Genomic DNA, 13,313 nt, shown 5'->3' on the forward strand with positions numbered 1-13,313 from the left:
TCTCTATTTAATACACTACTTATTAGTTTGTATTACAGATTAATACAGCGGATTGATCGCTAGCGATGAAAATTGTTTCACTCTTCCTCTTATATGGGCGGCAAACTCACCGTCGTTTGATTATTAGCTGCAGCAGTTGATTTACTTAACTCGCGTCTTTTGCAACGTTAATAACAGTTGCTATGCGGATGCACAAATGAGTGGAGGGAAGGGGAATGTAGAGGATACTTGCTGCGTAATAACACTTCATCTTGTGTATTTTTTAGGGGAGCTTAATACCGAATCAGAGGATTAAGCTAACCGAAATTGGGCCATTTAAAGTCATGTTTTATCTTTGACTTTAGGTCTCTAATTAGCCCTAAGTTGAAATTGATTGAATTATATTGTCAACCAATTACCCCTTTCTGGTTATTTGTCACAAAGCCTTATCTGCTCTTGGGTTGGGCGATGCCTACCTAAAATGTCGTTTGTTTTTTGCTCTTCACTTTGTAAGTTTTTTCACTTAAAAATTCGTAAAACAGTGATTTTTATATCTAAAAATATCTCTCGATAATTATTTAACCTGCTGTTTTTGCTTGCAAATATTTGTTTTATATCTAATCGGTTCTGATGGTTTTTTTAGTGTGCTGTAGCGCAGATTTTTACTGTTTTTTATATGGAGAATAGGCGTTGCTCAGTTGTTTAGCTCAATCGGTGAACGGTTAGTTTTTAAAAAAAGCGGGTTTAAAAAAACACGCAAAACAGTGAAAAAACAAAATAATGATAAGTAGGAGTGAATGATGAGACGGTGGAAACACAAGGTAGCATTAAGCGTGCTGTTTTGTTTTGGTGCCATTGCCAATGCGAACGCTGCTGGAAAATATGACAGCATCCCTCAAATGGGTAAAACCGCTAAAGAGGTTATTGCTAATTATGACGGTATGCAACAAGTCAACGGCGTGAAAACGCTGCAGGACTATATTGTTCAAGAAGAAGAATTATTCAATTATCTTTTTGAAAACCACCCGGTATTCAAATACCACGAAGCGGGCAACTTGATTGGTGATTACCATATTAGTGACCGTGGTGAAGAGTATTTAGATACCGGCCACAGCCCTAACTATAGTGAGCGCGTAGGTACACCTCGCGCAGTTCAGTACCGCTTAGGTGCTAAGTCTATTCTAGATTATCCAAACAACTTTGTTGGCCCTGAGAAGTGTGCCGAATGTCATGCTACTCAATATGAGAAGTGGCAACGTTCGCGTCACGCTAAAACAATTCGTTTCCCTGGTGAACACCCAGAAGTGGACAACGATATTGAAAAGACCATGTACAACACCAAAGACACGTCTATTTTGCCAGACGGTATTACGCCAGACATGATCTATGCAACTGTTGGTACACCACGTACTAAATACGGTTTCATCGATGCGTGGCTAGTACGTGGTACTTACCACATCAGAGACGGTCTATTACGTGACGGCACCGGTAAGATGGTTGCGGGTGCTAACCAGTTCTCTCGTGGTTGGGCTGAATGGTTAACGCCAGAGATGTCTAAGAAAATTAACGATGTTATTCCAGAATTCCCAACAACCCTAGCAGGTTTCGGTGGTTCAGGTTCGCACCAGCAAGGTATGAGTTCATACGGTGCTAAGTACGAAAAAGAGATGTTGTTCCAACCAGCAAGTTCTTACTGTGAAGTTTGTCATACGTTCAAGTTTGACTTCCAAAACAAGCAAGAGTTCTTCGATGCGTTAGGCGATCCTAAGAAGCTACAAGAGCACACTATTTCTCGTGGTATTGCTTGTGAAGAGTGTCATGGCGCGGGCGGTCACTTAGATGGTGGTACTGGCGGTATGCAGTCTAACTGTGAACGTTGTCACCAGCGTTTCCAGTATGATCCAACACTTGCTGACACGCCTCAAGCACAAGAGAAGCGTGAATACGCTTTCGGTGTGAAGATGAAGTCACTATGTCCATCATGTGGTACCGAAGGCTCTCAGATGTATAACTCTGAGCACTACGAGAAGGGCATGCGTTGTACTACATGTCACGATCCACACGAAGTGACTGATGGCGATTGGCAGTCAGGTTTCACTACTCCAAAGCTTAAGAAAGACTGTAAAGACTGTCACGAAGCACAGACTTTGATTGCTGAAAACTCAGATACACACAACCAGCAAACTTGTCAAAGCTGTCACATGCCTAACATGGGTAGCTGTGAAAACTTCAAGGCACTGCAGTTCCCTGACCAAGCTGGTTTCGACGCAGTACGTAAGTCACACATGTGGAAGATCCAGGTTGATCCAACACTGAAGACCCTAAACCCACCAGAAGGTGAGCCACGTACTCAAGGTCCTAAGGCTGGTAAAGGTTGGACTGTTGCTAAGAACGAAGAAGGTCGCAACTACTTAGACTTAATGTGGTCTTGTGCACGTACCTCTATCTCTGACCATGACGTGGTTGAGAACAAGGGTTGTCACAGCCAGTTCCAGTCTGAACTTGAAAAAGGCCTACATTACGAAGACCAGTTAGAGATCTACGGTGAAGTAATGAAGATGCAAACACCTGTTAAAGAAGTTTTCTCGAAAGTTGAGCAAGCTCTTGTACGCATCGACCAGCTATTAGAAGTCACTAAGCTGTCTACTGAAGACAAGACTCAAGTGCTAATGCTAGCTGAGAAGGCACAAGAAACTGTTGACCTAATCAAGAAAGATGGTTCTTGGGGTGTGCATGGCTTCCGTTATAGCCAGAAGCGTCTAGATGCTGCACTGACTTATGTAACACAAGCGCAAAACATTCTAGATGGAACAGGTTACGCTGCTAAATAAGCCGCCTAACTAGTTAACCGCCTCGGCATGCATTGCACTGCAATAATTGCCGAGGCAATAGAGAGAAAGATTATGAAAAAAGCACTGGGTCAAATTCTGTTAAGCCTTACGTTAATTGCAAGTTCAGCCAGCTGTCTAGCAGGTGGTGGTTCTGAGATGGCACCCGCTCATCGTTATGAGCACCAGCTTACGACCATCAGCATGATGGAAGCTGAGTCCTTAGTTGGCAAAGAGGGCGTCTACTTCTTTGATGTGAATACGCTGGAGCTTTGGGCAGAAGGTTTCATTCCAGGTGCGATTTACTTCAACGTTAAAGATTGGAAAAAGTTACTGCCAGCTAAGAAAGATGCAGTAATGGTGTTCTATTGCGCTAACCGCCTATGTAATGCCAGCGAAATTGCTGCTCACGAGGCGATGAAGATGGGTTACACCAACGTTTTGCAAATGCCTGATGGAATATACGGATGGCGCTTGTCGAATCGAGTAACTGAAAAACCATAACAGCAGGATGTTAGGTCATAAACCTAGTTCGTACCGAATTGATTTAAAGAGATAATTATTATGAAAACATTTACAAAAACTACCCTAGCTGTTGTGACAGGTTTCACCCTGTTTATGTCTGCCAATTCAATGGCTGCTACCGAGCTGACATCTGATGTTCAAAAAGAGTCTTACAGTATCGGCGCCTCATTAGGTAAGTACATCTCTGGCCAAATCTACAGTCAAACAGAGCTGGGTGCTGAAGTGGATGTCGATCTAGTGATTGAAGGTGTGGTGGATGCACTAAAAAACAACCCACAGTTTTCAGATGATGAAATTCTCACTTTCCTTAACCAGCGTGCTGAGCAGCTAAACGCTGCCCGTGAAGCGGCTGAAGCCAAGATTGCCTTGGCAAACGTTACAGCTGGCAATGAGTTTCTAGCTGAAAACAAAAAGAAAGATGGCGTAAAAGAGACTGAGTCAGGTCTGCAATACGAAGTAATTAGCGAAGGTGAAGGCCGTAAGCCTAACCCACAAGATGTGGTTACCGTGCATTACAAAGGTTTCTTAATCGACGGTACAGAGTTTGATGACTCTTATAAGCGTAATGAACCAAACCGTTTTGCCTTGATGAGTGTGATTGAAGGCTGGCAAGAAGGTATTCCACTAATGAGTGAAGGCTCAACTTACAAGTTTGCTATTCCAGCTGCACTTGCCTATGGCGACAAGCAGGTAGGGATTATTCCACCAAGCTCAACCTTAGTGTTTGAGGTGGAGTTGGTAAAAGTGGAAGCGCCTGGTGAAAATGCTCACGGCATGGGCCTAAGCGGTATGGGCATGGGCGGCATGATGGGCGGCGGCCACTAGTTAGTAGTGCGTACTAAGTGTTAATTCGATTATAGAGTTCGATTGTAGAGAGTCACTATGAACAGTTTAGCTATCGGTATTGCTGTCACCCTATGTGCAGTTACCACTTTAATTTTGCGTCATCATCACTCTAGTCAAAAGCTTAGTGTAATGCCGATAGCTAATTCCTTCAGCAATGACCAAGGCATTGAACAGGCCGATTTTAAAATTGCCGTTGGACTGTCCATAGTGCTCTGTACAACAACCTTATTAATCTATGCACAGCTTGGCCATTTCAATGGCTGGAACAAGGGAGTGGTAGACGAAAATATTGATTATCTGATCACCGCAGAGATCAATAAAAACGCAAAGAAAGTAAATGAGCAACCTAGCAATGAAATTGCATTATTAAATTTGGCTCAATCCTATGTTGATGGCGGCCTATATAGCGAGTCGGTGCAAACCCTCGATGACCTACTCACACTCTCAGGCGACAGTGCCACAGTGCTAGGCATGAAAGCCAATGCCATGTACTACCGCGATAAAAGAGAGATGAGTTTGGACATTGATTTGGTTATCGCCAGAGCCTTAGCGCTCGACGAATATGAGCCTCAATCTCGCCTGTTACTGGCCACCCACGCTTATCTCAATGGTGAGTATGAAAAAGCTATCGAGCAATGGCTGACCCTACTCAAAAGCGATAAGCAGAACTTTAACCGAGCCTCAATTAATAATGCAATTTATAGAGCAGAGCAAAAATTAGCTAATCGTTCAGTGGCTGCATCTGAGTAAAAGTCACGTAAACCTAATAAGTATAAATATATCAGTGTGATAACTGGTAGCTGGAGGATGCTGTGAGTGAAAATATAGAGAGACGGAGGTTCCTTAAGTGCTTAGGAGCCAGCTCTTTGATAATAGCGCCCTTAGGGTGTAGCTCTGTCAAAGAGGGGGAGTCAGATCCAAACAAGCCCCATTATGCGATGGTGTTTGACCAAAACAAGTGTACTGGCTGCGGCGAGTGTAAAGAGGCCTGTAACTTAGCTAATAACTTACCTGAAGGTAAGTCTAGACTGCTACTGGAACAGCATTCAGGCGGGATTGAGGGACAGCCTTGTCCACACTGCGGCAAGACAGTTGAATGTGGCTGTGAGCGCAAGTTTGTGCGTGTATCGTGCCAGCAATGTAAGAACGCTCCTTGTGTCACCGTATGCCCAACGGGTGCGGCGCACCGAGATGAGAAGACCGGCATTGTGACCATGGATGCAGCTAAGTGTGCAGGTTGTAAGTACTGTATTGCAGCATGCCCATACGATGCACGTTTTATCAATAAAGAGACCGATGTCGCCGACAACTGTGATTTCTGCTTGAACAGCAAACTTGCCATTGGCGAGTTACCAGCTTGTGTGCAGAAGTGCCGTTATGATGCGCTGATCTTTGGTGATATTAACGATCCGACATCCTATATCAGTAAGCTATTACGGGTAAAAGATTCTGTGCGTATTAAGCCAGGATTTGGTACCGAGCCGAGCTTACGTTACATACCTATTGTTAAGCTAGGAGTATAGATATGGACGGCAATATTGAATTTACAATGGGTCTGTCTGAGGGGCTTGCTTGGCCTTGGCCAATTGCTGTGTACTTGTTCTTTGCAGGGATCTCCGGTGGTGCGCTAGCCACTGCATTATTCCTGCGATTCTACAAGCAGCAAACCACTAACACGCCATTTTATAAAGCCGCTGCATTGATCGCATTTGTGACCATCAGCTTAGGCATGTTGTGTTTGGTTCTAGATTTGACCAACCCGCTGTTCTTCTGGCGAATTTTGGTTTACTACAACCTAAATTCAGTGATGTCTATCGGTGTTATCGCACTATCTGTGTATATCCCGTTAGTGGCACTCATCTGTCTATATGCCTTTGAAGAAGAGATCCGCTCGGTTCCTGCATTGAAAGTGTTAGTGCCAGTGGTTGAAAAGCTACAAAGTATTCGTCGTCCATGTGAAATCGCTGTATTGGTACTGGCTTTAGCAGTCTGTGCTTACACAGGTTTCCTTATCTCGGCGTTGATTCGTTTTCCTATCATCAATACCTCTGTATTGCCTGCGCTATTTATTGCATCAGGTATGTCAGCGGGGGCTGCAGCCGCCAAAATGCTTGCAGTATCGATGTTTAAAGAAGACTTACATAGCCAAGATATGAAACTACTGCACGGTGCCGAGTGGCCAATCATGTTCGCTGAAATGCTATTTATCTTCATGATTGTGACCTCGCTAATGACAGGTAATGCTGGGGCGCAAAGTGCATTCGAAGCCTTCCATACTGGTCAGTGGGCAGCGGTGTTCTGGTTTGGTGTGGTGGGCCTAGGTTTTGCTGGTCCATTATTGCTTAACTTTGCCACGGGTAAGACATTTAGCCACTCGGCTAAAGCCTTTTACCTGTCGGGAGTTTGCGCCGTGACCGGAATGATGTGTCTGCGTATGTTTATCCTATATGCAGGTCAAATATTTGCTATCTAGTCTAGAGGCAAAATAGCAAAGTAAGTGAGTTGTTCGCTCCTAATACGCCGTCCCTGCAAGGTGAGTATTAGGAGTCGAACTCCGCGCTGAACAACTAAGCTCACGCCTTGCTACGTTAACTTAGCAAGGCAGTGAGTGCCTCACTAATCGTATTCTTCCAATTGGGTTCGTTATGAAAAAATTATTACTCACCTTGTTATTAATTCCGTTTTTATACGCTTGTAGTCAAGGCGATGCCGCTTCGCAGCCGACCCATGCAGAGGCGATTCATGAGCATGACCGTTGCCACCTGTGCGGCATGATGATCACTAAGTACCCTGGGCCTAAGGGACAGCTGAGATTGAAGAATGAAACCATAGTGCCTAAGTTCTGCTCGACGAGGGATATGTTCAATTTTGCCCTACAGCCTGAGAATCAGCGTCAGATCACTCAGCTGAAAGTACATGATATGGCGGTGACAGACTGGGAGCACCCTGAGGATAGTGCCTTTATCGATGCGAAATCAGCTTGGTATGTGTACGGCACCAGTAAAAAAGCGGTGATGGGACCTGCCGTTGCTTCGTTTGCTACTAAAGAGGCTGCAACAAAGTTTGCCAGTGAGTTTGGCGGCGCCGTGCTCACTTATGATCAGATCACCATCGGGCTGTTAGCGGGTGAGTAAAATTGTTGAACTAGCATGGAGCGCTTTTTCCCATTAGCGACCAAATGAGGTGGTATTAAACGATGAAGATATCACTGTTAAACCCCACAAGGCAGACTCTAAGTTCGGCCATTCTACCTCTGCTTATACTCGCGGTTACCCTCGGCTGTGGCTTTAACAGTTACGCCGAGAGTCTCTCTGTCTCGAATAACCAAGAGCTTAAGTTAGCACTGACTAACGCCCAAGATGGTGACAGAATTATCCTCGATTCGGGGCGTTATCAAGGGCCGGTGCACATTCATCAATCTATTACTTTAACTAGCCTTGGTGACAGCATCATAGATGCCAATGGCGTTGGCAGTGCCATTACCGTGTTTGCCGCTAATGTCGAGCTCTCGGGACTTAGAATTGAGAATTGGGGCAATGATCATTATGAGTGTGATGCCGGGATCTTGCTTGAGCCGGGTAGTCATGGCGTTAAGATCCACAACAATCATTTACGCGGAGACGGCTTTGGTATTCGCGCCGATGAGCTTAATAATATTCAGATAAACGATAACGTGATTGTGGGTAATAACCGTTTATATATCTTAGATAGAGGCGACGGTATTCATCTACAGCATGTAACAGGTTCAGTTATTGCGGGCAATACTATTTCGCAAGTTCGAGATGGTGTGTATTTAGAGTCCAGTAGTAAAAGTAAGGTCTTCGATAACCAGCTATTCGATCAGCAATACGGTATTCATTATATGTATACCACGGATGACGAAGCCTTCAATAACCAGAGCTATCAGGTCGATGGCGGTTATGCCTTGATGAACTCAAAGCGAATTCACCTGCACCGCAACCAAGTTTGGGATGCGATCGATTTTGGGATCTTGCTTAATATGACCGAGCAGGCTCTGGTGGATCACAATCGAGTTGAACGCATTGTTAATCGCAAAGAAGATCAGGTGTTGGGGCAAGAAGGCAAAGGCATTTTTGTCTATGGCGCCCGTGACAATACCATTATCAATAACCATTTCGCCCACAGCGATATCGGCTTTTATATGGCGATGGGCGGGGAGAGTAACCAAGTTTACCAAAACCAGTTTATCGATAACTTTTCCCAGGTGAAATATGTGGGTGATAGCTTGCTAGAGTGGAGCCATGCTGGGCGTGGCAACTACTGGAGTGGATACCTAGGTTGGGATCACAATTTAGATGGCGTGGGCAATACGGCTTATCGACCTAATGATAATATTGATAAGTTATTTTGGCTCTATCCTGAGGCTAACTTCTTGATGGATAGCGCTATAGTGGTGGTGCTTCGGTGGGTGCAGCGCCAATTTGAAATCGGTGAGCCAAGTGGGATTATCGATAGTTTTCCCCTGTTAACACCTAATCCCGCATTCAACTATCAATCGGCAGCGGCTAACAGGTAGTGACTATCAGCCAACAGGCGACTTTTTAGCCCTTGCAGCCTGCTCATTGGACGTGTTCGGAGAATCAATGAATCCTTGTTTAGCAGTATCGGTGCGCAATATTTCGCATCAGTTTGCCGGTTTTAGTGCACTGAATGATGTCAGCTTTGAGGTGGAGCGCGGGCAGACCATGGCGCTGTTAGGTCATAATGGCGCGGGTAAATCCACCCTGATAAAAATTCTACTGGGTTTGCTCAAACCCTGTGCGGGCGAGGCGATTGTACTTGGGAAAAGCCATAGTGAGCTTAAGCAGCGCGCGGATCTCAGAATTGGCTATCTACCTGAGAATGTAAGCTTCTATGACAAGCTGACGGGCAAGGAGATTTTAAGTTACTTTGCCGCGCTTAAAAGGGTCACTAAACCACGAGTTAGCCAGCTTATCGAAGAGTTTGAACTAGGTTACGCCCAAGACAGGGCGCTAAAGACCTATTCGAAAGGGATGAAGCAGCGGCTAGGCTTTGCTCAGGCGATCTTGTGTCAGCCAGAGCTGCTACTACTTGATGAGCCAACGGTGGGGCTCGATCCTATGGCTTCACAGTTTCTATATGGCAAAATCGATGAGCTTAAGCGACAGGGCTGCGGCGTTATCGTCTGCACCCATGAGTTATCGCTGATTGAGAATAACATCGATATCGCGCTGATTTTAGCTAAGGGTAAGAGCCTAGCACAGGGAAGTCTAGCCGAGCTTAGGCAAAACAGCGCCCTTAAAACTCGGCTAACATCGCCTAACTTGGCGGGCTGGGTTGCCCAAGAACCAAGTCTTGCGCCCTTTTATGCCGATGATGCGCTGTTGCTGGATCTTGAGTCTAAGGCTAAGGTGTTGCAGCTATTAATGTCTGAGTGCCAAGCCTATGATTTTAATCTTAAAGAGCCGACTCTGGCCGATATTTATCACTTTTATATGGGTCAGAATAAGCAAAGCGAAGTGGTGAATTAATATGATGCAATCTGTGGTGATGGTTATTGCTCAAAAAGAGATAAAAGATAGTTTACGTAATCGCTGGGTTATTTTTATCGCGTTGATATTTTTGATTTTGTCTCTTAGCGTTACCTTCGCAGGAAGCGCTGTCGCCGGGCATCTTTCTCTGCCGGAACTTGATACCTTGATGTCGAGCCTATCGACGGTTTCAGTATTTATAATCCCCTTAGCGGCGATGCTAGTGAGCTACGATGCCTTTGTCGGTGAAGATGAGTCTGGAACCCTACTGTTGTTAATGTCCTACCCTATTAGCCGATTGCAGATTTTAATGGGTAAGCTACTGGGTCACGGTCTGATCATGAGTGCGACTAGCTGTTTTGCATTTGGATTAACAGCAGTGTTGCTACTGCTCTTCGGTGAGGCCTATGAAGCGCAAGTGGTGCTAAGTCGGTTTGCTCAGTTTATTGTCAGCAGTATCTTACTCGCCATCACCTTTATTTTGCTGGGCTATATAGTCAGCCTTAAATCGACAGAGAAGGCTAAGGCGGTGGGCAGTATTTTATTTTTATGGTTTGTGTTTGTGTTGATTTACGATTTGATCTTGCTGGCGATATTAGTGGCGGATCTGTCTTTTATGAATCAGTACCTGATTAATGCCTTAATTGCACTTAACCCAACGGATCTGTATCGAGCGGTAAACTTAATTGGTTCAGATACGGGGAGCGGCAGTCTCGCGTTGCTCTCCTCGTCGACCATGGGAAAGCTGGGCTTTTACAGTGCCATGTTACTGTGGAGCTTGGCATTGTTGGCTATCGCTCATCGGGTATTTCAGCGCCGGACCCTGTGAGCCTAACTGTTTAGGTGAGTCTATGTGGTATTTCTGTGCTGCGAGTAATGATTCCTGATTTTAATCGGTTAATAGGCGGGAAGTGGGAATATTTGTATTGAATGTTGGATGCATAGTTCCATTAAAATGTGATATATGTGAGCGTAAACAAGCAGATCGTGATTGCTTGATTTAATATTCGGCGGAAGTCACATTTTTAATAATCTATTTTAGTAAACTAACATTAAGATTCATTAATAACTTAGTCGTAGTCAATTGATTTAAAGAGGTTTAAGGTGCATAAAGTTACTCCTTATCTGGAGTTGGATGAAGAGGCCAAACAGTTAATTGATCATGCGAACAGTAAAACCATTACCTTAACGGTATCGGAGTCTGCGGTTTTACATCAATTGATCCTCTCCATGAGTTCTGTATGCACTAAAGAAGAGTTATTGGCTGCAGGCTGGCCCGATCGCGTTGTTGCAGCGACCTCACTAACCCAGTGTGTCAGTACCCTTAGAAAGAAACTAGAGCCCTATCCTGAGGTGGTACTTAGAACCATTGCGGGTCGCGGTTATCAGCTCAATGTCTCTACTCGCTCCCATATCAAGATGCTCGCGGTTAACGATCCTGAGTCTATGCGTGCGGCTATCGTAGATGTCTCTTTACTGGTGAAAATTAGCGGTATCGTTATTGCGATACTTATCTGTCTCTCTATCTGGTATTTCAGTGATTATCACGGTGTGATCAAGGCTAAGAATAGTTGGAGTTCGGATAAGAATATCGAGTTAAACATTGGTGGTATCAAACAGGATGTGCAGCTTATCCATAAAGATAATGTTAGCCACCTGCATGCCTCTATGTGGCAAAAGCATCTGGCGCCTGAGTCAAATCACTTAGAGGATATTAGCCAATTTAAGGGCTTTGCTGTCACTGACGGTAATTACTACTCTATGGCTGTGTGTCCTGAGGCCAGTGCTTATGGTTGCTCCGGCAAGGGCTTAATCAATATCACTGCAATCGATTTGACGCCAGCCGGCTTAAACATGAAGACCTTTACCGAGCTGACCCATAAGATGGAGCAACGCATTCGCTACAACCGAGTGATAATTCCCCATGATGAGCCTGGTACCAGCGGTTTTATCGAACATCATTATCATGCCGATGTATATTTCCCTGTGAAGGATAATATGTTGGTACGCTCTGACATCAGCCTATCGTTGATTTATGAGGGAGAGAATACTGGTAAATTTTACTCAGCAGCCTGCGTTACCGATGAAGAGTGTAAGACCACCCCAATCAAGTATAAGATTAAGGGCAACTTTACTCAGTATCAGGAGAAAATAGACAATCTGGACGTGGATGTATTCCACGTTAAAGTGGCGCAAAAAGAGCTGCTAAAACCGGATCAGGTCAGTTCATCTGCCATGCATTTTTATCGTGAGATCCGCAAGCATGAGATCATCGATAGTGACCTGTATTTCTACCGCATATACAAAGATCCCGACACGGCAGTTTGGATTGTGCCTATCTTAGGTAACCTCGTTGCTTGGTATGAGTATGACAAGGTAAAGCTTTAATAAAAGAAGGTACAAGGTTTAAAAGCAGGTACTAGGTTCTAGGAAAAGCAGGGCCTAGGGCAAGCTAAGACGGTACAAGCTAAGACGGGGCAAGCTAAGACGGTAGAAGCTAAGACGGTAGAAGCTAAGACGGTAGAAGCTAAGACGGTAGAAGCTAAGACGGAAAAGCCAAGATAACTGCGTGCCTTCTTTTGATTGTATAGAAGGACGCAGTCCGCTCTAGCCGCGAAGCGTTCTAGATTCTAGGGTCTAGGGCAAGCTAAGACGGTAGAAGCTAAGACGGAAAAGCCAAGATAACTGCGAGCCTTCTTTTGATTGTATAGAAGGACGCAGTCCGCTCTCGCAGCGAAGCGTTCTAGATTCTAGGATCTAGGGCAAGCTAAGACGGATAAAGCCGGTAAAGCAAAAGCTAGCAAGCGGCAAAGGTGGTGCTGTTGGCTTTTGCTGTTCCTAGCAGGGCGTAGCCCGCTCTCGCAGCGAAGCGCCCTAGGATCTAGGTCCTTCTTTTAAAGCAAAGACGTAAACCCTATTGTAGGTCGGCATTTATGCCGTCATGCCAATTAAATATAAGCCAAGAACACAGATTTACTAACCATATCTTCACATGGTTTCCTCCCTTTACTCACTTCTTTCCGCTATTGATCCCAGAGATTTTGTTAGATCCTTCACAGATCTTATTCTTGAATCATGCAATATCGAAACGTTTCGATTAATCTCGCGCTATCTTATCGAAACGTTTCGATCGAATGGCTTGGCGGTGAAGAACATCTGCCGTGATGCATAGCAAAATACTTTAGGTTGATAGATGAACAAACACGCTCTACTCAATGCAGATATGAACTACCTAGCGGCAACATTGGGGCATACCGATGAAGTCACGATTTGTGATGCGGGATTACCGATTCCTGCACAGGTGCAACGTATTGATCTGGCGTTGACCCATGGGGTGCCAGGCTTTATTGCAACCGTTAAGGTTTGGCTAGCAAGTTCGCAAATTGAGGGCGTGGTGATGGCAGAGGAGTTTGCCGATGTCAGCCCTGAGTGTCATCAACAATTGCTGGCTGAAATTGAAGCAGAGCAGCAAGCGACAGGCCGAAAATTGACTGTTGAGTACATTAGCCACGAGGCATTTAAACAGCGTACAAGGCATAGCCGCGCGGTGATCCGTACGGGCGAGTGTACGCCTTACGCCAACGTGATTTTTAAAACCGGTGTTGTATTTTAAGCTTAGCGG

General features: G+C 44.9%; 12 protein-coding genes. All 12 read left to right on the top strand.

The genetic code is table 11. The features are described 5' to 3' along the window. Nucleotides 1-779: 779 nt before the first annotated feature. The 12 genes from K5Q92_RS12400 (at nt 780) to rbsD (ending at nt 13,304) form a co-directional block, all read left to right on the top strand. On the top strand, nt 780-2,810 hold the full coding sequence (locus K5Q92_RS12400; RefSeq protein WP_220769364.1) for a cytochrome c3 family protein: 2,031 nt from the start codon (nt 780-782) through the stop codon (nt 2,808-2,810). A 72-nt stretch (nt 2,811-2,882) separates the two neighbouring features. Further along, nucleotides 2,883-3,311, top strand: a complete 429-nt coding sequence (locus K5Q92_RS12405; RefSeq protein WP_220769314.1) for a rhodanese-like domain-containing protein — start codon at nt 2,883-2,885, stop codon at nt 3,309-3,311. Nucleotides 3,312-3,371: 60 nt separating this feature from the next. After that, a complete protein-coding gene (locus tag K5Q92_RS12410) occupies nt 3,372-4,157 on the top strand; it encodes an FKBP-type peptidyl-prolyl cis-trans isomerase (RefSeq protein WP_220769315.1) in 786 nt (261 codons plus the stop codon). Nucleotides 4,158-4,214: 57 nt separating this feature from the next. Next, nucleotides 4,215-4,928: a nitrite reductase gene (locus K5Q92_RS12415; protein WP_220769316.1), complete on the top strand. Its 714-nt coding sequence runs from the start codon at nt 4,215-4,217 to the stop codon at nt 4,926-4,928. A gap of 62 nt (nt 4,929-4,990) precedes the next feature. Further along, nucleotides 4,991-5,701 carry a 4Fe-4S dicluster domain-containing protein gene (locus tag K5Q92_RS12420; protein ID WP_220769317.1) on the top strand — a complete coding sequence of 237 codons (711 nt, stop codon included), beginning with the start codon at nt 4,991-4,993 and terminating at the stop codon, nt 5,699-5,701. 2 nt (nt 5,702-5,703) lie between these two features. Beyond that, nucleotides 5,704-6,651: an NrfD/PsrC family molybdoenzyme membrane anchor subunit gene (nrfD, locus tag K5Q92_RS12425; protein WP_220769318.1), complete on the top strand. Its 948-nt coding sequence runs from the start codon at nt 5,704-5,706 to the stop codon at nt 6,649-6,651. A gap of 172 nt (nt 6,652-6,823) precedes the next feature. Then, entirely contained in the window at nt 6,824-7,312 is a 489-nt protein-coding gene (locus K5Q92_RS12430; protein WP_220769319.1) for a nitrous oxide reductase accessory protein NosL, read from the top strand. Nucleotides 7,313-7,374: 62 nt separating this feature from the next. Next, complete coding sequence (gene nosD / locus K5Q92_RS12435; protein ID WP_220769320.1) at nt 7,375-8,715, top strand: nitrous oxide reductase family maturation protein NosD; 1,341 nt, start codon at nt 7,375-7,377, stop codon at nt 8,713-8,715. A gap of 67 nt (nt 8,716-8,782) precedes the next feature. After that, complete coding sequence (locus tag K5Q92_RS12440; RefSeq protein ID WP_220769321.1) at nt 8,783-9,691, top strand: ABC transporter ATP-binding protein; 909 nt, start codon at nt 8,783-8,785, stop codon at nt 9,689-9,691. A 1-nt stretch (nt 9,692) separates the two neighbouring features. Further along, complete coding sequence (locus tag K5Q92_RS12445) at nt 9,693-10,520, top strand: ABC transporter permease (protein WP_220769322.1); 828 nt, start codon at nt 9,693-9,695, stop codon at nt 10,518-10,520. A 275-nt stretch (nt 10,521-10,795) separates the two neighbouring features. Further along, nucleotides 10,796-12,079, top strand: a complete 1,284-nt coding sequence (locus tag K5Q92_RS12450; protein WP_220769323.1) for a winged helix-turn-helix domain-containing protein — start codon at nt 10,796-10,798, stop codon at nt 12,077-12,079. Nucleotides 12,080-12,884: 805 nt separating this feature from the next. Continuing rightward, nucleotides 12,885-13,304, top strand: a complete 420-nt coding sequence (gene rbsD, locus K5Q92_RS12455) for a D-ribose pyranase (RefSeq protein ID WP_220769324.1) — start codon at nt 12,885-12,887, stop codon at nt 13,302-13,304. The last annotated feature ends 9 nt before the right edge of the window (nt 13,305-13,313 follow it).

This window comes from Shewanella sp. MBTL60-007 (assembly GCF_019654915.1).
Taxonomy (GTDB): domain Bacteria; phylum Pseudomonadota; class Gammaproteobacteria; order Enterobacterales; family Shewanellaceae; genus Shewanella.